General features: G+C 51.8%; 19 protein-coding genes and 1 tRNA gene. 5 read left to right on the top strand and 15 right to left on the bottom strand.

Annotation, left to right across the window (positions count from 1 at the left end; genetic code table 11):
- Positions 1 to 73 precede the first annotated feature (73 nt).
- The gene (locus NSP04_RS05100) at positions 74 to 535 is read left to right on the top strand and encodes a hypothetical protein (protein ID WP_257511261.1); all 462 of its coding nucleotides are present in this window, start codon (positions 74 to 76) and stop codon (positions 533 to 535) included.
- A gap of 5 nt (positions 536 to 540) precedes the next feature.
- Here the strand turns inward: NSP04_RS05100 and htpG are convergent, their stop codons facing one another.
- From htpG to rnr, 4 genes are all read right to left on the bottom strand, one after another.
- A complete protein-coding gene (gene htpG, locus NSP04_RS05095) occupies positions 541 to 2,439 on the bottom strand; it encodes a molecular chaperone HtpG (RefSeq protein ID WP_257511260.1) in 1,899 nt (632 codons plus the stop codon).
- Positions 2,440 to 2,534: 95 nt separating this feature from the next.
- Positions 2,535 to 4,856: a DNA topoisomerase IV subunit A gene (gene parC, locus NSP04_RS05090; protein ID WP_257511259.1), complete on the bottom strand. Its 2,322-nt coding sequence runs from the start codon at positions 4,854 to 4,856 to the stop codon at positions 2,535 to 2,537.
- 18 nt (positions 4,857 to 4,874) lie between these two features.
- Positions 4,875 to 5,609, bottom strand: a complete 735-nt coding sequence (gene rlmB / locus NSP04_RS05085; RefSeq protein ID WP_257511258.1) for a 23S rRNA (guanosine(2251)-2'-O)-methyltransferase RlmB — start codon at positions 5,607 to 5,609, stop codon at positions 4,875 to 4,877.
- Between the two features lie 14 nt (positions 5,610 to 5,623).
- Positions 5,624 to 8,134 carry a ribonuclease R gene (gene rnr / locus NSP04_RS05080; protein WP_257511257.1) on the bottom strand — a complete coding sequence of 837 codons (2,511 nt, stop codon included), beginning with the start codon at positions 8,132 to 8,134 and terminating at the stop codon, positions 5,624 to 5,626.
- A gap of 44 nt (positions 8,135 to 8,178) precedes the next feature.
- On the opposite strand from rnr, the gene NSP04_RS05075 reads away from it, so the two are divergent.
- Positions 8,179 to 8,265: transfer RNA gene (locus NSP04_RS05075), tRNA-Leu, on the top strand.
- 134 nt (positions 8,266 to 8,399) lie between these two features.
- Here NSP04_RS05075 and NSP04_RS05070 read toward each other — a convergent pair.
- The 10 genes from NSP04_RS05070 to NSP04_RS05025 all read right to left on the bottom strand — a co-directional run bounded on the left by NSP04_RS05070 (position 8,400) and on the right by NSP04_RS05025 (position 18,013).
- A complete protein-coding gene (locus NSP04_RS05070) occupies positions 8,400 to 9,356 on the bottom strand; it encodes a DUF481 domain-containing protein (RefSeq protein WP_257511314.1) in 957 nt (318 codons plus the stop codon).
- Positions 9,357 to 9,566: 210 nt separating this feature from the next.
- Positions 9,567 to 10,040 carry a phosphoribosyltransferase gene (locus tag NSP04_RS05065; RefSeq protein WP_257511256.1) on the bottom strand — a complete coding sequence of 158 codons (474 nt, stop codon included), beginning with the start codon at positions 10,038 to 10,040 and terminating at the stop codon, positions 9,567 to 9,569.
- Between the two features lie 35 nt (positions 10,041 to 10,075).
- Positions 10,076 to 11,377, bottom strand: coding sequence for an adenylosuccinate synthase (locus tag NSP04_RS05060; protein WP_257511255.1), 1,302 nt, complete (start codon positions 11,375 to 11,377; stop codon positions 10,076 to 10,078).
- A gap of 3 nt (positions 11,378 to 11,380) precedes the next feature.
- Positions 11,381 to 12,577 (bottom strand): ATP phosphoribosyltransferase regulatory subunit, encoded by a 1,197-nt coding sequence (locus NSP04_RS05055; RefSeq protein WP_257511254.1) that lies wholly within the window; start codon positions 12,575 to 12,577, stop codon positions 11,381 to 11,383.
- A gap of 27 nt (positions 12,578 to 12,604) precedes the next feature.
- Entirely contained in the window at positions 12,605 to 12,784 is a 180-nt protein-coding gene (locus NSP04_RS05050) for a DUF2065 domain-containing protein (RefSeq protein ID WP_257511253.1), read from the bottom strand.
- A gap of 69 nt (positions 12,785 to 12,853) precedes the next feature.
- Positions 12,854 to 13,720, bottom strand: coding sequence for a protease modulator HflC (gene hflC, locus NSP04_RS05045; RefSeq protein ID WP_257511252.1), 867 nt, complete (start codon positions 13,718 to 13,720; stop codon positions 12,854 to 12,856).
- A gap of 2 nt (positions 13,721 to 13,722) precedes the next feature.
- A complete protein-coding gene (gene hflK, locus NSP04_RS05040) occupies positions 13,723 to 15,036 on the bottom strand; it encodes an FtsH protease activity modulator HflK (RefSeq protein WP_257511251.1) in 1,314 nt (437 codons plus the stop codon).
- Positions 15,037 to 15,073: 37 nt separating this feature from the next.
- On the bottom strand, positions 15,074 to 16,195 hold the full coding sequence (hflX, locus tag NSP04_RS05035) for a GTPase HflX (RefSeq protein WP_257511250.1): 1,122 nt from the start codon (positions 16,193 to 16,195) through the stop codon (positions 15,074 to 15,076).
- 37 nt (positions 16,196 to 16,232) lie between these two features.
- The gene (hfq, locus tag NSP04_RS05030) at positions 16,233 to 16,466 is read right to left on the bottom strand and encodes an RNA chaperone Hfq (RefSeq protein WP_008248719.1); all 234 of its coding nucleotides are present in this window, start codon (positions 16,464 to 16,466) and stop codon (positions 16,233 to 16,235) included.
- A 179-nt stretch (positions 16,467 to 16,645) separates the two neighbouring features.
- The gene (locus NSP04_RS05025) at positions 16,646 to 18,013 is read right to left on the bottom strand and encodes a YihY family inner membrane protein (RefSeq protein ID WP_257511248.1); all 1,368 of its coding nucleotides are present in this window, start codon (positions 18,011 to 18,013) and stop codon (positions 16,646 to 16,648) included.
- A 50-nt stretch (positions 18,014 to 18,063) separates the two neighbouring features.
- Between NSP04_RS05025 and wrbA the strand changes: the two genes are divergently transcribed.
- The 3 genes from wrbA to NSP04_RS05010 are packed head-to-tail and all read left to right on the top strand — an operon-like array spanning position 18,064 to position 20,487.
- A complete protein-coding gene (wrbA, locus tag NSP04_RS05020; protein ID WP_257511245.1) occupies positions 18,064 to 18,669 on the top strand; it encodes an NAD(P)H:quinone oxidoreductase in 606 nt (201 codons plus the stop codon).
- Positions 18,669 to 19,052, top strand: a complete 384-nt coding sequence (locus tag NSP04_RS05015; RefSeq protein ID WP_257511243.1) for a DUF2069 domain-containing protein — start codon at positions 18,669 to 18,671, stop codon at positions 19,050 to 19,052. Before wrbA ends, NSP04_RS05015 begins: the two co-directional genes overlap by 1 nt.
- Before the next feature lie 4 nt (positions 19,053 to 19,056).
- On the top strand, positions 19,057 to 20,487 hold the full coding sequence (locus tag NSP04_RS05010; protein ID WP_257511242.1) for an FAD-binding oxidoreductase: 1,431 nt from the start codon (positions 19,057 to 19,059) through the stop codon (positions 20,485 to 20,487).
- A 492-nt stretch (positions 20,488 to 20,979) separates the two neighbouring features.
- Here NSP04_RS05010 and dusA read toward each other — a convergent pair whose 3' ends face one another.
- Positions 20,980 to 21,969 carry a tRNA dihydrouridine(20/20a) synthase DusA gene (dusA, locus tag NSP04_RS05005; RefSeq protein WP_257511241.1) on the bottom strand — a complete coding sequence of 330 codons (990 nt, stop codon included), beginning with the start codon at positions 21,967 to 21,969 and terminating at the stop codon, positions 20,980 to 20,982.
- Between the last annotated feature and the right edge of the window lie 52 nt (positions 21,970 to 22,021).

Raw genomic sequence — 22,021 nt, 5'->3', positions numbered from 1 at the left:
TTGGTGGAACCACTACAGTCAACGAGGCACTCAGGTTTAATTCCTGCTGCCCTTACTGAGAACCAACACCACCATGACCTCATTGAACAATCAAGAATTACTGAATGCTTTGGCCTCTTGGATAGGTCAACTCAAATGCCCGTATTACAAGGATGACGCAGTGAAGAAGAACCCGATCAAGCTGATGTCCAGCTCGCCGAATGCGTGGCTTGAAATCAAGGAAATGGACCAGGGCTTGATGGAAATTACCTGCATCCATCGCGTGATAGAAAACGATGAACACAGCAATGTGAACGAAATTCGCAAAGAGTGTTTGCAATTCAATTCATTGATGGAACGTGTCCGCTTGCCCGTGTATATGTGGGAGGACAAAAACAAATCGGAATTTCAACTGCGCTGGCAAGAAACTTTGCTAACCCAAGCCGATTTGAAATATGTGCAACGTTTCTTTGAACAATCACTTTACTTGGCCAATGCACTGCAAAGCCGTTTGGGTTGGGCCTTAAGTAATCAAGCCCAACCCTTGACTCATTAAAATACTCAGGCCTTTACGGTCAACAGCAGCATGTTTAAGCGGCGAACAAAACCAGCTGGATCTTCCAGTTGTCCGCCCTCGGCCAATACAGCCTGATCAAACAACACATTGACCCATTCATCAAAGTGACTGCTTTCAATCTTCAAACGTTGAATGAAAGGGTGCTCAGGGTTCAGTTCAAGAATGGGCTTGGTGTCTGGCGCATTTTGACCAGCCTGCTTTAACATTCGCTTCAAATGCTCGCTCATGCCCGCCTCATCTGCCACAATACAGGCCGGGCTGTCTGTTAGGCGCAAGGTCACCCGAGCTTCTTTGATGCGGTCTTTCAGCAGGCCTTCCACCTTCTTCAGTACATCCTTGAACTCGTCTTCGACCTTTTTCTTGGTTTCTTTGTCTTGTTCGTCTTCAAGCGCACCCAGGTCCAAACCACCCTTGGCACAGCTTTGCAGCTCCTTGCCCTCGAATTCCTGAAGGTAAGAAAGCATCCATTCATCGACGCGGTCGCTGAGCAACAACACTTCCACACCTTTTTTCTTGAACACTTCCAGGTGAGGGCTAAACTTGGCGGCTGAATACGTGTCGGCAGTCACATAGTAGATCTTGTCCTGACCTTCCTTCATGCGGCCCAGGTAATCGGCCAGCGAAACTGTTTGGGCCTCGCCTTCGCTTTGAGTGGAGGCAAAACGCAGCAGTTTAGCAATGCGGTCTTTGTTGGCCGGGTCATCGCCCATGCCTTCTTTCAAAACCTGGCCAAATTCACCCCAGAATGTGGCGTATTTTTCGGCTTCGTTTGCGGCCATGTCTTCCAGCAGGCCCAGCACTTTTTTAACTGAACCTTCGCGAATGGCTTTGACATCGCGGCTTTCCTGCAAAATTTCACGCGACACATTCAATGGCAAGTCGGCAGAATCGATTACACCTTTCACAAAGCGCATGTACGGTGGCATCAGCTGCTCAGCGTCGTCCATGATGAACACTCGCTTTACATACAGCTTGATGCCCTTTTGCTGGTTCCGGTCCCACAGGTCGTAAGGCGCCTTGGCCGGCACATACAACAACGATGTGTACTCGGAACGACCACCCTCAACGCGGTTGTGGGTGTAAGCCAGCGGGTCTGCGAAATCAAAGCTGATGGTTTTGTAAAATTCGTTGTACTGCTCGGCAGTAATATCGCTTTTCGAGCGGGCCCAAAGCGCATTGGCCTTGTTCACATTTTCCCATTCGCCGGTGGCTTTCATGCCGCCCGCTTCTTCGTCCCATTCTTCTTTCAACATTTGAATGGGCAGGGAAATGTGATCGGAATACTTGGTCAGAATGGATTTCAATTTCCAGCCGGAAAGTAGTTCGTCTTCATCGGCTTTCAGGTGCAGGACAATCTGTGTGCCACGGTCCAGTTTCTCAACAGCTTCAACGCTGAATTCACCGTCGCCCTTGGATTCCCACTCCACGCCTTCAGCGGCCGACAGGCCTGCTTTGCGTGATCGCACGGTTACTTTGTCAGCCACAATGAAGGCTGAGTAAAAACCCACGCCGAACTGGCCAATCAAAGCCGCGTCTTTTTGCTGGTCGCCGCTTAGCTTGCCGAAAAACTCTTTCGTGCCGCTTTTTGCAATGGTGCCTAGGTGTTCAATGGCATCTTCGCGGCTTAGGCCGATTCCATTGTCCTCAATGGTGACTGTACGAGCTTCCTTGTCGAATCCCACGCGAATTTTCAGTTCACTGTCGTTTTCGAAAAGCCCTGCATTGTTGATGGCTTCAAAACGAAGCTTGTCGCAGGCATCCGAAGCGTTGGAAACCAATTCGCGAAGAAAAATTTCTTTGTTCGAATACAGGGAATGGATCATCAAATGCAGAAGTTGCTTCACTTCCGTTTGAAAACCCATTGTTTCCTTCATTGCACCCATGTTATTGCTCCCTTCATGTTCTGTTTGGAATGAGGGGCATATGGGGATTCAAGCTGAAATTTCAAGACAAAAAAAGAGCCCCGAAGGGCTCATTTTTAGACGACTTTGCGAAGCGCATCGGCCTTGAACTTGATGTCCAGTTCCTTACCCTTGCGGCCCCGCTTTCCAAGGCGTTCAACCAGTAATGCAGGCCTCAGTATTTCTTCACGGTCTTTACCACCCCGCCCAGTACCCGCCACCACAAGGCTGTCGCTTGGGCCAAATGCAATTGCAGCCAGCAAAGTGTCTTTTTCATCAAGCGGCAACAACTGCACACCCCGGCCACCGCCAGAAAGCTGCTTCAATTCGTCCAGCATAAACACATGGAAACGCCCGCTTTCCGCCAGCACCGCCACGCGGTCGTCTGAAGGCTGCAACAGCACCGGCTGCAACAGTTTTTCGCCAGGATTCAGGCTGATGAACTGCTTGCCCGCCTTCATGCGGCTTTCCATATTGCCTGCGGTCGCCAAGAAGCCATAGGCTGCGCTGCTGGCCAAGAACACTGGCTGGGCAGCAGGTGCTGCCAGCGCATGGCTCAGGGTGCCTCCATTCAGCTCGACGAGGCTTTGTGCGGGTATGCCGTCACCGCGGCCGCCAGGCCAAGCGGCAACCGGCACACTGAACACCTTGCCCAGCGCATTGCCTGCACCAAACAAGTAGGTGTTGTCGGTGGTTTTGCATTCAAAAGCGGCTTGCAGGGCATCTCCCACTTTAAAGCTGAATTGCGCTTCATCGTGCCCATGGCCTTGCCGGTTTCGAATCCAGAACTTCTGCGAAACAATCACTGTGGTGGGCTCTTCCACCACTTTCACCTCAATGCTGGCCTTGGTTGCTTCTTCAATCAAGGTGCGGCGATCATCGCCGTAGGTGTCGGTGTCTTTGCGAATTTCGCCGATGATGCGGGTTTTCAGTTTGCCTTCATCGGCCAGCAAGGCCTCAAGGTCTGCTTTTTCCTCGGCCAGCTTGCCCAATTCCTGTTCAATCTTGATTTTTTCAAGGCGGGCTAACTGGCGCAGTCGAATTTCAAGAATGTCTTCGGCCTGGCGTTCGCTCAGCTTGAATGCTTCAATCAGTGCAGGCTTGGGTTCATCGCTTTCGCGAATTACCTTGATCACTTCATCAATGTTCAACCAGGCGATCAGCCGCCCTTCCAGCACGTGAATGCGGTCATTCACCTGCCCCAAGCGGTGCTGGCTGCGGCGGGTTACGCACACTTTGCGAAATTCAATCCAGTCCAGCAGCATGGCGATCAAACCACGCTGGCCCGGGCGGCCTGCATTGTCGATGCTCACTAGGTTAATCGAGGTGTTGGTTTCCAGGCTGGTGTGGCTCAGCAGCAAATTCGAAAACTCTTCAACTGACACATTGCGGCTCTTCGGCTCGAACACCAAACGCACTGCATTCTCTTTGCCCGATTCATCGCGCACGGCATCGAGCATGGCCAGCACCTGCGCTTTCAGGTTTTGCTGATCCGTAGAAAGGCCTTTCTTGCCCGCCTTCACCTTGGGGTTGGTCAACTCCTCAATTTCTTCGAGTACTTTGGCGGTGCTGGTGTTGGGCGGCAATTCTTTCACCACCAACTGCCACTGGCCCCGCGCCATTTCCTCAATATCCCATTTCGCGCGCACTTTGATCGAACCACGGCCACCCGCGTAAATTTCTTTCATTGCACTGGCAGGGGAAATGATCTGTGCTCCACCCGGAAAGTCAGGGGCCGGCAAATGGCCCATGATGGTGTCCAAATCCGCATTTGGGTGTTTGATCAAATGGATGGTGGCCGCAGCCACTTCCCGAATGTTGTGGGGCGGAATATCGGTGGCCATACCCACCGCAATACCGGAAGCACCATTCAGCAGCACAAAGGGCAAGCGGGCAGGCAGCAGCTTGGGTTCCTGAAAACTGCCATCGTAGTTGGGTACAAAATCAACCGTACCCATGTCCACTTCATCCAGCAGCAGCTTGGCAATCGGCGTTAGGCGGGCTTCCGTGTAACGCATGGCGGCTGCACCGTCACCATCTCGGCTGCCAAAGTTGCCTTGGCCATCGATCAAGGGGTAACGCAGCGTAAAGTTTTGTGCCATGCGCACCAGCGCATCGTAAGCAGCCTGGTCGCCGTGCGGGTGGTATTTACCCAGCACATCGCCCACCACACGGGCCGATTTCACAGGCTTGGCATTGTTGGCCAAACCCATTTCATTCATGGCATACAAAATTCGGCGCTGAACGGGCTTTTGCCCGTCTGAACACTCTGGCAGGGCCCTGCCCTTCACCACGGAAATGGCGTAATCAAGGTAGGCGCGCTCGGCGTACAGTCCAAGGGTAATCGTTTCAGAATCGTCACCAGAGGGTGGCGGGGCGTCCAGGGTAAGTTGTTCCATGCAGTGCTTCGAGTTTTCTTATTTTGAGAATTGACGTTGACGTAGGGTTTCGAACAAGCACACCGAGCTGGCCACCGACACGTTCAAGCTTTCAACACTGCCGATCATCGGAATTTGCACAAGTTGATCGCATTTTTCACGGGTCAAGCGACGCATGCCGTCGCCTTCTGCACCCAGCACCCAAGCAATGGGGCCTTTCAAATCAGCGTCGTACAGGGTGTCGCTGGCCTCACCTGCCGTGCCGATGCACCAAACACCCGCGTCTTGAATTTCTTCCAGCGTGCGGGCCAGGTTGGTCACGGTGATTACCGGCACGGTTTCGGCCGCGCCACAGGCCACCTTCGACACCACTGGGGTAATACCCACCGATTTGTCTTTGGGCAGAACAACTGCATGCACACCTGCCGCATCGGCGCTGCGCAGGCAAGCGCCCAAATTGTGCGGATCGGTGACACCATCAAGCACCAACAGCAAGGTGTTCTTGCCATTGGTTTCAATGATTTCAAACAAATCATTGGATTTTGCCAATTCCTTGGCAAATGCCACCACGCCTTGGTGCTGTTTGTGACCTGCCGCTTTTTCAAGGCGGTCAGAATCAGCCAGGCTAACTTTTACGCCGGCAGCTTTCAACTTGTCGATGAATTGCTGCATGCGTTTGTCTTTGCGATGTTGGTCAACCAACACCTCTTCCACGCTGGCCGGGGCAGTTTTTACCCGGGCCGACACGGCATGAAAACCATACAAAATGGCCAATTGGTACGCTCCGCTTATCTAGGTTTTTTTGCTGCAGTGCGCATTTTAGACCCAGTGGCGGGCTTGAGATTGCTGACACGCTTGGCTTTTTGAATTTCTTCCTTGCGCTTTTTCTCAGCAGCAGCCTTGCTGCGGGATTCATCAGCAGCCCGCTTCTTGTTCACGCCGCGGGAATTGCTGTTTTCCTCCGGTGGCAACACAGGTGCGGTTTTGCCCGCATCTTGAACCGCCGCCTGCATTTGGGCAGTGTTGGTGCGGCGACCCTGTTGGCGTTGCGGGCGGTTTCCTGCCCTGCCGTTGGGTTTTGCAGGCTCGCGCATCAGGCTTTCAAACTTCACGCCCTGCACCAGGCGGAATTCAATTCGTCGCGCATCCAAATCTACGCGAGAAACCTGCACATTGATTGCGTCGGTCAAGCGGTAGCGAATGCCACTGCGCTCACCACGCAGTTCATGCAGGCTGTCGCTGTACTGGAAGTACTCCGTACCGAGTTCAGACACATGCACAAGGCCTTCTACGTACAAGGCATCCAGCGTAATGAACAAACCAAAACTGGTCACACCGGAAACATGACCCTGGAATGTGTCGCCCACACGTTCTTTCATGAAGAAACATTTCAACCACGACATCACATCGCGCGACGCTTCATCAGCACGGCGTTCGGTTGATGAAAACCAGTTACCTGATTGGTCCCAACGCGAAATTTCTTCAGCCTTGTCGACCTTGCGCTTCGGGTCGTAATCCTCGAATTCGCGTTCGTCCAGTGGCATCGGCACATAGCGCTTGCCACCCAGCAGGGCCTTGATGCTTCGGTGAACCATCAGGTCCGGGTAACGACGAATTGGCGAAGTAAAATGCGCATAGGCTGGATACGCTAGGCCAAAGTGCCCGCTATTGTGCGGCGTATAAATGGCCTGCTGCATGGAACGCAGCATCATGGTTTGAAGCAAAGCCTGGTCGGGGCGCCCCTGAATTTTTTTCATCAGGTTGGCGTAATCCAGACTTGTGGGGTCATCGCCACCATCCAGTGTCAAGGCAACCGAACGCAAAAAGGTGCGCAGGTTTTGCAGTTTCTCGACAGTGGGACCTTCATGTACGCGGTACAAACTGGGGTGCTTGCTGCGCTCCAGAAAATCAGCTGCACACACGTTGGCGGCCAACATACATTCTTCAATCAAGCGGTGCGCATCATTGCGCCGCTTCGCAACAATTTTATCGATTTTGCCATCTGGGTCTAGCATCACCTGCGTTTCCACGGTGTCAATTTCCATTGCACCCCGGCGCTGGCGCGACTCGAAAAGTACCTTGAACAAGGTGTAGAGATTTTCGACATCGCCATACACATGGCCCATGGCTTTCGCAGTCATGCTTTGTGAATCAGTCAGCGCATCCCAAACCTGGTTGTAGGTTAAACGTGCAGCAGAATGAATAACGCCATTGTAAAACTGGTAGGCCTTGATCGCGCCCTTGGGGCCGATAATCATGTCGCACACCAGCACCAAACGATCGACCCCGGGATTCAGCGAACAAAGGCCATTGGACAGTTTCTCGGGCAACATGGGAATAACCCGGCGCGGGAAGTAAACAGACGTGCCTCGCTTGGTTGCCTCTTGGTCAATCGGCGTGCCGGGCAACACATAGTGGCTTACATCGGCAATCGCCACCAACAAACGCCACCCTTCCTTGGTGTCACTCGACGGCGTGCAATACACCGCATCATCGAAATCGCGGGCGTCTTCACCATCAATGGTCACAAACGGCACATCGCGAAGATCAACCCGACCCTTCAAGTCTTTGTGTTCAACTTCACTGGGAATGCTTTCAGCCTGGTTCATCGTCAGCAGATTGAATTCATATGGCACATCGAACTTGCGAACAGCAATTTCGATTTCCATGCCGGGGTCGTCCAGCTCGCCAAGTACCTCGGCCACCTTGCCGATCGGCTGGGAATGGCGCGTGGGCTGTTCAATAATTTCTACAGTGACTACCTTTCCAGGTGTGGCATTGCCCACATCTTTGGGCGACACCAGAATGTCGTGCTTGATTCTTTGGTCCTCGGGAATGACCAGCAAAATCCCACGCTCTGAAACCAGTCGCCCAACAAGGCGATTGGTCTTACGCTCGGTGACTTCGACGATGGTCCCTTCTGGCTTTCCACGGTGGTCGGTGCCGGTAATTCTCACCAACACTCGGTCGCCGTGCAGTACTTTCTGCATCTCACGCGGTGAAAGGAATGCGTCAGGCCCTCGATCATCACGAATCAGGAAACCAAAACCATCGCGGTGGCCGGCCACCTTACCCGCCACAAAATCAAGTTTGGTTGAAAGTAAAAGCATGCCTTTTCGGTTGGGCATCAATTGCCCATCACGTTCCATGGCATTCAGTCGTTTTTCAATTATCGGAACTTGGTCTTCCGAAAGTTTCAGGTGTTCATAAACCTGTTCGCGGGTTAAGGGGGCTTGCGCTTGGCGCAGTACAGCCAGGATGTCTTCACGACTTGGGATTTTTATTTCTGTTTTATGCATTGACAAATTTATTTATTTCATTAGAATTCACGGCTCGCACCTGTGCCCAGGTGGCGGAATTGGTAGACGCGCTAGGTTCAGGTCCTAGTGGTGGTAACACTGTGGAGGTTCGAGTCCTCTCCTGGGCACCAACTGTTTTCTCTGTTCTTGTGCGTTTCATCGAAGTGTACAGCACTTTCCCAGCTTCTTTTCTGAATTTCAAAGGCTCTTAGCGAATTTGCATTGCCACTGATGAAAGCAGCACAAATTCGCCTTTTGCTTGCGGCTAAAAACCGTAACCCACACTGAAAATCAGACTGGTGTCGGTCTTCTCAACCCCAGGTGGCGGCATGTTGTCATAATCCAAATTCACCTGCGTGGCCACATTTACATTTTCAACAATCGGCACTCGAACCCCCACTTTGGTCCCGAATAATGCATCTGCCGTGTCTTCCAAACTAACTGACAAGTCATAGTTGTTGAAGAAAACCAATTTCTTCTTCCAAAACTTCCGCTCGTAATCCAGACCAAAACTTAGTGACGGAAACGACTCATCAGGCGCTATTTCATAATCCTCATTGATATAAGCCAAACCATATTCGGTCGACAATTTTACAATGTCAGTCTCAAGAAACTGATAACCGTAACCACCGCCCAGTGAAGTACGCAAATTCAAGTCAGCCAACTTGTCTTGCTCAGCTTTGGCATTCACAAATAGATAGTCTTTTTCGCTTAGAAACGCATCGTACTGAGTCAGTAAATAGCGGTTCGATGTGGTTGTTATTCCAGCTGAATCCGCCTCATTTACTTCCGCCTCTACTGTGTACCTATTTCCCGGTGTTCTGGCGATAAACTGTGTATCAAAATTCAAAGCATCGTCTTCCGAGTTCCCCCGGTTGAACACACCGCCTAAATTGGCACGTCCACTGTATTTCACCGAATTGTCCACCGGCGGGGGGTTGAACAATGCCACATCCGCTTTCGTCAAAGTGCTGGACTGCCCCAAATTTCCTTGATCTATTGTCAAATCACCTTGCGCGCTCAGGGCTACACGGCCCTTTGCGGTGTTGCCATTTTTAAGTTGAACAATCACGCCATCGTCGCTTATTAGCTCGGTCACTTTTTTCCATGGCAACTCCACTTCACCGTACAAAGGCGACTTGAAAGTCAAAATATTGTCGCTAAGTTTGATGACTTCGCCGGTCAAACGATCACCGTTTTCAAGCACCACACTGGCAGCCATCACTGGGGTACCAAGCAGGGAAAAAATTGAAGCACTAAGAAGTACTAATCTGGAACAGGGGGTGGGGAATTTGAGGTTTACTTCATTCAAAAAGGGCATTGTCCCTAGGTCTCCTTGATACATTGAAAGTGACCGTTAGGATACCACACTGGCTTTTGCGGGTTTTTAGACTACAAATCAGCGGTTTTTATTAGAAGTTAACAATAAATTTCACGTAAAGTCGCGGGTCTCGAAAGGCTGTACGATCCATGCATCCGACTCAAGATATTGCGCTGCATAATCAGGCTTGAAAACCGAAGAAGGCTTAACCCACACAACTGCGGTTTTCAGCTGCTCAATTTGCGGACAAAACTGCTTTAAATGCGTACAAAGAGCCCGAAGTGTGTGGCCTGAATCAGCAAGGTCATCGACCAACAGAATTTGACCAGCAACAGGGACTACCGATGCAATCGTGGAAGAAATTTGCAGGTCGCCCTGGGATGTACCGCTACTTTCGCGGTAAGAAGATGCAGCGATCACCGCCATGGGTTTGCGCAAGGAACGTGACAAACCATCGGCCAGAAAAAGTCCACCCCGGGAAACTCCCAAGATCAGGTCAGGCTGATAACCCGAGCTTTCTACCGCATCAACCACCCGATCAATCAGGTGGTGATACTGCTCATAATCAACATGCAGTTTATTCATGCGATACAGCTCAGGAAATCAAGCGCTTTCTAAGTTCAGGCCTTGTAGGGGTGACGCAACACAATGGTTTCGTCGCGGTCTGGTCCAGTTGAAATCATGTCAACAGGCACGCCACACACAGCTTCCATACGCTTCAGGTAGGTCTTGGCTTCTGGCGGCAAGTCATCAAATTCTTTTACACCGAAAGCAGTGCCCTTCCAACCCGGAAAGGTTTCAAAAATCGGCTTGCAGCCTTCAACCTTGTCGCTACCAAAAGGCAGAATGTCAGTCTTGGTGCCATCGGCCAGCTCGTAACCCACGCACATCTTGATGATTTCAAGGCCATCCAGTACGTCCAGCTTGGTAATACACAAGCCAGAAACACCATTGAGTTGAATAGTACGGCGTAAAGCGGCAGCATCGAACCAGCCACAGCGGCGCGGGCGCCCCGTTACAGAGCCAAATTCATTGCCCTTTTTGGCCAAGTACATGCCCGTGTCGTCAAACAGTTCAGTGGGGAATGGACCAGAACCCACACGTGTGGCGTAGGCTTTGGTAATACCCAGCACATATTGCAAGCGCTGGGGGCCAACACCCGCACCGGGCGAGGCCGCCCCAGCGATGCAGTTGGAGCTGGTCACAAACGGGAATGTGCCGTGGTCGATATCAAGCAGCGCCCCTTGTGCACCTTCAAATAGCAAATTCTTGCCCTCGTCATTGGCTTTTTGCAGCAAGGTGGGCACATCGGCCACCATGTTTTTAATACGTGGCGCCAAGGCCATCGCTTTGTCGAACACCACCTGCGCATCCACTGGCGCGGCACCCAAATACTGAGTCAGCACGAAGTTGTGGTAATCCAGCACTTCATCGAGCTTGGCGCGGAATTTTTCAGGGTGAAACAGATCCTGAACCCGCAAAGCGCGGCGAGCAGCCTTGTCTTCATACGCTGGGCCAATGCCCCGGCCTGTGGTGCCAATTTTTGCATCGCCACGCTTGGCTTCACGGGCTTTGTCCAAAGCAATGTGATGATCGAGAATCAAAGGGCAGGTTTCGCTGATCTTCAAGCGACTTTCAACAGAAATACCACTCGCCTGCAATTCATCGATTTCACTGAGCAGCGCCTCAGGCGACAACACCACACCACTGCCAATGAACACCTGAACGTCAGGACGCAAAATTCCTGAGGGAATCAAACGTAAGATGGTCTTCTTTCCACCAATAACCAAGGTGTGGCCAGCATTGTGACCACCCTGGAAGCGAACAACGCCTTGGGCATGGTCAGTCAACCAGTCAACCACTTTGCCTTTGCCCTCGTCGCCCCACTGGGTACCAATTACCACCACATTTCGAAAACTCATGTCTTATATCTCCTGATTCATGCCAATCGGCACCACTTTCCACACGGCGTTGGCCTGTACAAGCTGCCGATCACATACAAACTCTTCTTCTTCTTGGGCGGTATTGGGCAGCGATTGAAGCACCACCTCACCCTGGCCGCGCAACTCGCGTATTACAGCCATCAATTCAGTGTCGTAAACCCAAGGCGCACGGATGGCTGTTTTGGGTTTTGAATGAACTGCCTGTAACGAAACCAATTCGCGTAAATCCACTGAAAAACCAGTGGCTGGCCGTGCGCGGCCATACACAGCGCCTACATCGTCATAACGGCCACCACGCAAAATTGCATTCGGACAACCTTCCACATAAGCCGAAAAAATCAGGCCGCTGTGATAATCAAAGCTGGCCAAATCTGCCAAATCAAGGATAAGCGTTGGCATGGCCGACACCGTTTCTTGCAGGCGGGCAATCAATGTACGCAACTCATTCAGCACCGCGGCCACTTTGGGATTTCTGGGCAGTAATTCAGCGGCTCGATTCAGCACACAGTTACTTCCCCCGACAGCACCGTACAAACCCAACAAGGCCAGAACGTGTTGCCGACATGCCTTGGATGCGTCAAGCAGCAACCCCTCAAGTGCCGGGCGGTCTTTCTGCGCCAAACGACTGTGCAAACTGCGAATCAGTTCATCACTAAAACCTTCGCCGTCGACCACAGCGGCAAGCAAACCTGCATGTGACAGTGCAAGACGATAACCCTTCAAACCGGACAGGTTCAGTGTATCAACTGCCAAATTCAGAATTTCAAGATCGGCCTCAACGCCGCCGCAGCCATAAAGCTCAGCGCCACATTGCATCGGTTCACGGGTGGTGTGCAAACCCAAAGCCTGCGTGTGAAGCACCGGGCCGCAATAACAAAGCCTGGTGACACCCTTGCGATTCAAAATATGCGCATCGATTCTCGCCACTTGTGGGGTGGTGTCGGCCCGCAAACCCAACATGCGGCCACTGGCTTGGTCCAGCAACTTAAAAGTTTGCAAATTCAGCGACGCATCGGCGTTGCCCAACAACGATTCTGTGTATTCCAACATGGGCGGCATGACCAATTCATAGCCGTACACGCGAAACCGGTCCAGCAAAGACCTTCGCAATTCTTCAATGCGCCGGGCCTCGGAAGGCAAAACATCGGCAACGGACTCTGGCAAAAGCCAAGCAGACATGACTATTCCAACTCTTAAGCGAGTGTTTTAAAACAAAAAAAGCGTGATACCGACGAGAATCGCCACCAGCCCCACAAAACGTATCTGACCTTCTGTGAGTGAAGCGATCTTGAGGAAGGTCTCTTTCCACTGCTTGGGAAAAAGAAAAGGCATAATGCCCTCGAGAACCAGCACGAGGGCAAGGGCCAACCAAAAGGTCTCGCTCATTTCACGGTTTCCAGAGCCAGACCTTTCGTGCAAAGGCGGATTGATGCCGCGTTCGCGATAATTCCCAATTTACTGCGATTTTTGCAGGAACTTGAAGAAATCGGACTGCGGATCAACAACCATCACATCAGACTTGGACGTCAAAGATTTTCTGTAAGCGTCCAAACTGCGGTAAAAGGAATAGAACTCAGGATTGCGACCAAAAGCGGCATTATAAATCGAACCGGCGTTTGCATCACCCTCCCCCTTGATAGTTTGTGCTTCTCTGTACGCTTCCGCCAGAATTACCACAACCTGTCGATCGGCATCCGCGCGAATTTGTTCAGCCTCAGCAGCACCCGTGGCTCGTAGGTCATTGGCAACCCGCTTGCGCTCAGCTTCCATGCGTCGGAACACCGATTCGCTCACTTCTGGCAACAAATCAACCCGCTTCAAGCGAACATCCAAGATTTCCACGCCAATTTCTTCGGCTTCGTCCTTCACTTTCTCCACAACGGTGTTCATCACGGTTGTGCGTTCGCCAGAAACCATCTGAGGCACGGTGCGTTTGGTGATTTCTTCGTTCAAAGCCGACTTCACAACCTGTGACATGCGGCTTTGTGCCAAACGGGTGTCTCCACTCAAGCGGACGAAATACAAGCGCGGATCAACAATTCGCCATTTGATATAAGAATCGATCAACAGGTTCTTCTTTTCAGAAGTAATGAACCGTTCAGGCTCAGGCGTATCAATTGTTTGAATGCGCTTGTCCAGAAAAATCACATTTTGGAATGGTGCGGGTAGCTTGAAATACAAGCCAGGTTCCTGGCGTACCTCTTCAACCTGGCCCAGTGCAAACACAATCGCGAATTGGCGCTGATCAACAACATACAGGCAGGTGTTGGCCACGAAAAAGCCGATCAACGCAGCCGCTATTACTACAAATATCTTAGGCATGATTATCGTGCTCCCCGGTCGCGATTGCGCATGGCATCTCGCGCGCTTGTGTCAAATCCTTCAGTTGTTGTGGTGGTGCGCGGCGCCGATGGGCTTGTTTCAGCCGCTCTGGCCGCCGCGGCAGCATTGCTGGCACTGGAATTGTCCACACCAGCGGGCGCGCTTTTCTCGATCAATTTATCCAAAGGAAGGTATAACAATTGACTGTTGTTTTTGGTATCAACAATCACCTTACTTACGTTCGAATAAATCTCCTGCATCGCATCCAGGTACAGACGGTCTTTCGTGACTTTCGGTGCCTTCTCGTACTCAGTCAAAATGGCTTTGAAGCGGGAGGTGTCACCCTCAGACTGCGCGATTACTCGTTCACGGTAACCGTTGGCCTCTTCCACCAAGCGGGCGGCATTGCCTCGGGCACGAGGAATGACGTCGTTGGCGTAAGCCTCACCATCGTTTTTCAAGCGCTCACGGTCTTGACCGGCCTTCACGGCATCATCAAATGCGGCCTGCACCTGTTCAGGCGGCTGAACACCTTGAACGGTCACGCTGGACACCAAAATGCCAGCGCCGTAGCGGTCGAGAATTTCCTGTATAACTTCGGCGGTGTTCAAGGCGATCTGCTCACGGCCTTCATACAACACAAAGTCCATTGCATTTCGACCAACCACTTCGCGAATGGCAGTCTCGGCGGCCATCTTTACTGATTCGTCCGGATCGACCATGTTGAATAGGTAATCACCCGCATCTTTCAAGCGGTACTGCACGGCAAACTGAATGTCGATGATGTTTTCATCCTCAGTCAGCATCAGGGCTTCACGCAGCACCTTGCTTTTGACATCGTTTCGATATCCCACCTCAATAATGCGAACCTGAGACGAATTCACCACTTCGTGCGACTGAATGGGGTAAGGCATGCGCCATTGAAAACCTGGCATCGACGTGTGGCTGTACTTGCCAAACTGCAAGACCACACCCTCACGACCTTCCTGCACAATGTAAAAACCACTGGCCAGCCACACCAACACTGCAACAACAAGTACCACAGTGATACCCTTGCCGGCATTTTCCATACTGGGACCACCGCTGCCTGCACCACCGCCAAACGGGCCGCGTGGACCACCGCCATTGCCGCCGCCTTTTTTACCAAACAGGCGATTTACGCGATTGTTAAAATCGCGCCAGAGTTCATCAAGATCGGGTGGCCCGTCTTGTCGACCACCAGGTCTGCGATTGTCTTGATCTTGGGGTTTCGGCGGTTCATCGTTGTTTTGATTTCCCGATGAATTTCTACCCCAATCCGGATCATTCATTGACATGCTTGTTCCTACTGCTGAAAAAATTTGTTGTTGAAGTTCAAGCCCACTGCAATTCGTCCGACTGAGTGTCTTTCCCACGGGTTTGAGCGTAAAAGTCCACTGCAAGTTCAGTCAAACATTCACGCAATTCAAGCAAGCCCAAACCATAGCGCGCACTCACCGCCACGGACAAAATCTTACCATTCTCGTTGCGCTCGACTTCCACCGAACGCTCGCAGGCGTCTATTTTGTTCCAGATAATGATTTGGGGCACATCCCCAGCCTCAATCTCGAGCAATACCTTGTTCACTTCTTCGATCTGGCTGTGCCGCACCGGCGAACTAACATCAACTACATGCAGCAACAAGTCGGCATGCACCGCACTTTCCAAGGTTGCTTTGAACGCATCGACCAATGAGTGCGACAGGTCGCGAATAAATCCGACCGTGTCAGACAAAGCCATGTCGACGCGGGGTGCAAGCCACACGCGTCGGGTGGTGGTATCAAGCGTTGCAAACAACTGATCGGCAGCAAAGGCCTTGTCGCTGGCCACAGAATTAAACAGAGTACTTTTTCCGGCGTTGGTGTAACCAACGATAGCCACCGTAAACTGCCCACGACGCTCGCGTTGGCGGCGCTGCGTTTGGCGCTGCTTTTGCAGCTTTTCGAGCCGGGTTTTTAACTGCTTTACTTTCACACCGATCAATCGGCGGTCTGTTTCCAGCTGTGTTTCACCAGGACCTCGCATGCCGATACCGCCCTGCTGCCCGTACAAATTGGTATTGCCGCGAACCAGGCGTGAGGCCATGTACTGCAGCTGGGCCAGTTCAACCTGCAACTTGCCCTCGAAACTGCGAGCACGGATCGCGAAAATATCAAGAATCAGGCCCGTACGGTCGATCACTCGCCGCCCCATTGCATTTTCCAGGTTTCGCTGTTGGGCAGGGCTTAAGGAGTGATTAAAAATGACCAGCTCGACTTCCTCGGCCTCACAGTGCGCAAGAATTTCTTGCACCTTGCCAGAACCAATAAAAGTTGCTGAATCCGGGGAGCGTCGTTTGGACACGAACACGCCGATCACCTCTGCACCAGCAGAGGTGGCCAATAGAGCGAGTTCATCGACGCTTTCAGTAAACTCGTGCTGACCTAAATCGAGTGCAACCAGGCAACTACGAGTCATAACAAACCATGGGGTGTTTGGAAAGCGAAGATAAGGTTTACTCCTTCACCTCTGGGGTGAATGTAACTGAACGGCCGGGCACAACTGTTGAGATAGCGTGCTTGTAAACCATTTGGGTCACAGTGTTACGCAGCAAAACCACGTATTGATCAAAAGACTCGATTTGGCCTTGAAGCTTGATGCCGTTGACCAAGTAAATGGACACGGGCACATGCTCTTTGCGCAACAAATTGAGGAAGGGGTCTTGTAGTAATTGCCCTTTGTTACTCATAACAGCTCCAGACTGTGTTGATATTATTAAATGTCAGAGCTTTTGGCTCGTCACGCTTAGTGTACAGAAAGCGCCTATGGGTGCCAAATAGAAGCCCTTCTTTTGTTGATATGGACACTCTTTTTTCACAAAAAGTTCAAATCAAACGCCAAAGAGTTACTTCCGTTGACATCACCTGTTCAGGCGGGTGTTCGCTCCAACCACTGAGACAAGCGAGGCAGCCGAATGAACTCGTCCTGAAACTGGCTCAAACGCGCTGTCGACTGCGGCAATCGACTTGCCCATTCGGCAGTCAAAGAGGTATCAAACCACAGCGCCTTGGCCACCACTTCTGCGCTGATATTCGCAGGGTCGCAAATCAACGCGAACTGGTCGTCGCCGCGAACATTCGCAAGCAATCCAATCACTCCGTGATCAATCAGTTGGCTCAAAATTTCATCCAGCTGATCGGGCGGCACCTTGGCAAACACGCGTAATTCTTCCATGGTCATGCCGGGCCTTGCCTGTTGGCGGGATTTTTCCAACTCCACCAATACGCTTAAACCTTGCAACCAACGCTCGCCCGGTCGGTCACTGGGTCTCCAATAACCTGTGCGAGCCACTGGCAAAGCAGCAACCGTGCTTGCACCCAACAAAACAATGATCCAACTCAAATAAATCCAGAGCAAAAAGATGGGAAAAGCGGCCAAAGCCCCATACAACGCCGTGTAGCTTGGAAAATGCGTGATGTAAGCAGCAAAGGCCTTTTTGGAAATTTCGAACAAGACAGAGGCCAACACACCACCCACCAGCGCATCTTTCCAGTGAACTGCCCTGTTCGGTACCGCCCGGTAAATGAATGCAAAAGCCAGCACGGTAAGCGTTATCGGAATCAAGTTCAGAACTGGGAACATGCCACCCAGCAGCGGGTTCACGCTACTCGTGGTCTCACCTATCAAAGCGGTCGACACACTGATACTCAGGGCGATCAGCACTGGAGCCAATGAAAGCACAGCCCAATACAACAACACTTTATTGATTGTGGAACGCTGACGCTTAACGTTCCAGATTTGATTGAATACTCGGTCGACCGTGAACATGGTGGTCAAGGCCGTGATGACAAGGAAAATTATACCGATTGCGGTCAGGCCCTTGGCCTTGTCCGAAAACTGCGTGACATAGGTCAAAATTGTTTCGGACAATGTTTCCGGGAAAAAACTTTCGATTAAATAGCCCTGCAAGGAAGACTGCAAGCGATCGAACATTGGGAAAGCTGTAAAAATTGCCAACACGACTGTGGCCAAAGGCACCAATGACAACACCGTGGTGAAGGTAAGGCTGGCAGCCACTTGGGGCAATTGTTGTCTGCTGATTCGAAGGCCCACCAAGCGGGTAAATGCAATCCACCAACGCAAATTCATGGGCGACAGTTCAACATCGGCCACACTGAATGCACGGCGCGCGCCACGCATGAAGCGTGCACGGCGGGTTTGGCTTTCTTCGACAGGCTGACTGACGGCTTTGAAACTCTTGGTCTCAGTTGTTTCGGAGGTTGCGGCTGAACTCATGCGCTTCGATACAATAGGGGTTCCAACAGCCCCCATGATAACCCTTAAGCATGATTGAAGTATTGGTGTTGTACTACAGCCGCCACGGCTCCACTGAACAACTGGCCCGCGAAATTGCCCAGGGCATTGATTCGGTCAAAGGTGTTACAGCGAGGATACGCACCGTTCCCACCGTATCAGCAAGCACCGAAGCGACCGAGGCCGACATACCTGCACACGGCCCCCCTTATGCAGAACCGAGCGACCTGAAAGAATGTGCTGGGCTAGCAATGGGATCACCCACGCGATTTGGCAACATGGCCGCATCCATGAAGTATTTCGTGGATGGAACCGTTGGCAATTGGCTGGCTGGCGATTTGATCAACAAACCATTTTGCGTGTTTACCAGCACGGGCAGCTTGCATGGCGGGCAAGAAACTACACTAACCAGCATGGCCCTGCCCCTGATCCACCACGGCATGCTTTGGCTCGGCATTCCTTATTCCGAACAGACATTGAATGACACCACCACCGGCGGCACACCCTATGGTGTAAGCCACTGGGCAGGCGGGCAGAGTCAAAATCCGATTTCCGAACATGAAAAATCACTGGCCCGCGCGCAGGGTGCGCGTTTGGCCAAAGCCGCATTGGCCCTTCAACACATGGACAAATCCTGATGAGCAGCACCCGGCAAGTAGAATCGACCCGCAAAAAAGCATACTGGGTAACCGTTTCCAGTTTGTTGGCACTTATCGCCCTTTGCGTGGCTTGGGAACTATTTATTGCGCCCATTCGCCCAGGTGGCAGCTGGCTGGTTTTAAAGGTGTTGCCCTTGTTGTTGATTGTGCCTGGTATTTTCAAGCAACGTGTACGAACCTACCAGGTAACGTCTCTGCTGGTCTGGCTGTATTTTGCAGAAGGCGCAACGCGTGCAAGTTCCGACCCGGCATTGGCTTCCCAATTGATGGCAGGGCTTGAGGTGGTTCTTACCATTGTGCTGTTTGCCAGCGTCAGCGTGTATGCACGCACCTACAAAATTCCCAAAACCAAGGCTGCTTAACTCCATGCAAGAATTCCTTGATCAGCTGCAGAAACAAGTACCGGGTTTGATTATCAAAGCCCAACAGGCTGACATTGACCATGCTTGCACCGACTGGAGAAAACGTTACCAAACCACTGCATTGGCCGTGCTTGAGCCCGCAAATACAAAGCAGGTACAAGGCATTGTGAAATTGTGCGACCAGTTTAATGTGGCCATTTCCACCCAAGGTGGCAATACAGGTTTGGTGGGGGGGGCAGTGCCGGCAGCCGAAGGTAGCGCGGCCAGACGAGCCCATGTGGTTTTGAAAACAGGCCGAATTCGTGAAACGTTGGAAATCGATGAAAGTAACCTGACTTTAACAGCCAGCGTGGGCTACACCCTGCATGAAATTCAAGAGTATGCGCTGGCACACGATCTTCTTTTTCCGCTCAGCCTTGCTTCTGAGGGCACCTGCACACTCGGCGGCAACTTGGCCAGCAACGCAGGCGGCGTGGCTGTGCTTCGTTACGGCAACACGCGTGAACTGTGCCTTGGCCTGGAATACGTGAATGCACAAGGCGGTTTGTGCGGCGACCTGCGCGGCTTGCGCAAGAACAACACCGGCTATGACTTACGCCATTTGTTGATTGGATCGGAAGGCACTTTGGGCATAGTAACCACTGCCTGCATGAAGGTGTACCCTGCCCCCAAAAGCCGCTGTGTGGCTTGGTTAAACGTAGACGACATTCAGGCTGCGGTCGACGCACTCGGCTTTTTACAAAGCCGCTTGTTCAGCGAACTCAGTAGCTATGAATGGATGAATGCCAACGCAATTGATGTGGTTCAAACCCACTTCCCAGCCAAAGCACCCACCTGCCCGGGTGCCAGCGACCATGTTCTGGCTGAGTTCACATCACTTGGACCAGAACCAGCGTTGCGCGAGCAAGTGACAAAAACTTTGGAGGCTCTGCTGGAAGAGCAAACCAGCGTGCGCAACATTGCGATTGCCCAAAACGGCAGGGAAATCGAAACCTTCTGGGCGTTGCGAGAAAACATTTCAGAGGCCCAAGCCAAGGAAGGCTTGAATGTGAAACACGATGTGGCGTGTACAGTTTCTCAACTGCCGGTATTTCATGACATGGCCATGAACGCAATTGAGGAATACGGCGTAGAAGTGAGGCCAGTGTTGTTTGGTCACTTGGGAGACGGCAATTTGCACTTCAATTTGTCGGCACTAAAAGGCGTCGATTCTGCAGCGTTTCTAAAACAACAACAAGGGCTATTGAACGAGCTGGTGCATGAAACGATTTTGCAGTGTGGTGGCACTGTGTCGGCTGAGCATGGCATTGGGCAGTTGAAAGCTGAATTGCTTCGCGAAATCACAAGCGCCAGCAATTACGGGGCTTTCGTGGCAATTAAACAGGCAATGGACCCGAAGAATTTGTTCAACCCGGGGAAGCTGGTGTTGATTTGAAGTCGATGCGTTGCAGCTTGCATTGCCACCTTGTCGGGGTTGCCCGTTCCGCACTGAAAACCGCTTGATCCCTTTTTGATATCCAGCCTTGCTCACAAAATTCGGCAAAAGTAATGGCCGAATTTTGTGCCGACCATGGGCCGGCCGCTGCGGCTGAAATCAAACGGGGCGGTTTCCTTGAAGTGCGGAACAAGCAAACCCTCTGCCGAGTTGGCTGGTGCGTGATGAATCACCGGCCAGGTTACGGCCCAATCGGCAGCAATGTCCCAATCGCTTCGCCTTCAAGAAAACCTGCCCGTTTGAATTCACACGCCACGTTTGGCCGAGGGCCAACACCGAGACGCGGCCATCTTTTTTGCCGCGATCGGTGAGTCAGTGTGAATTTCAAAAAGGGATCTACAGGTTTTCAGGCGAGCGATTGGGACTCGCGCTGATTGGGCTTTCACTCGCGCCGAGTGACCGGAATCGCGCTGATTGGCAAACTTTCGCTGACTATGCAGTTGCGTGCTTGGCCATTTTCGCCAGCGCATCTTCAACAACCTGCCAACTGTTCGCTTTCAACAAGGTTGAATCCGATAAAACTTGCCGATACAAGCGCCCACCTGGCTGCCCATGAAACAAACCCAACCAGGATTTGGTGATATTCCGAATCGACTCGCCTTTTGCGAGTTCCTGTTCAGCATAGCCACGCAATTCATCGATTACATCAAACCTTGTTTTCGACGCTGTCGGCTTACCAACAAGCGCATCAAACCCAGACATCAACCATGGGTTGGAATAGGCCTCGCGACCGATCATGCAGCCGTCTGCCCACTGCAAGTGACTTTGAATTTCATCAAGGGTGGTAATACCGCCATTCAAAATAAACTGCAACTGCGGGAAATGCTGTTTCAAGCCCTTGACCACTTCATAACGAAGCGGAGGAATATCGCGATTTTCCTTGGGTGAAAGCCCCTTCAACACTGCATTGCGAGCATGAACAATAAATGTTTGGCAACCTGCTTCACTCACCTTCCCGACGAATTCATACAGCATGGTTTCGCTTTCATCGTAATCAAGACCGATGCGGTGCTTCACCGTCACCTCAAGCGTACAGGCATCTCGCATTGCTTTCACACAGTCTGCCACCAAGGCTGGTTCCGCCATCAAACAAGCGCCAAAAGCACCTTTTTGAACCCGCTCTGATGGGCAACCCACATTCAAATTCAATTCATCGTAGCCCGCTTGTTCAATCCATTTGGCGCACTCAGCCAAGTGATAGGGGTCACTGCCACCAATCTGAAAAGCCAGAGGGTGCTCTTCTTCATTGAATGCCAAAAAGCGCTCTCTATCACCAAACACCAGTGCACCGGTGGTGATCATCTCGGTGTACAACCAAGTGTGCTGAGTAATTGACCGATGAAACCTGCGGCAATGCCGGTCGGTCCAATCGATCATCGGTGCCACTGAAAGAATTCTGGGTTGGTGAATCATGTTTTGCATTTTACAAACAAAACGGGCGAGGCCAAAGCCACGCCCATTTTGAAATCCGGCT

The sequence above is a fragment of the Limnobacter parvus genome (assembly GCF_024623725.1).
GTDB lineage: Bacteria > Pseudomonadota > Gammaproteobacteria > Burkholderiales > Burkholderiaceae_B > Limnobacter > Limnobacter parvus.
This window is presented reverse-complemented; position numbering and strand designations above follow the sequence as displayed.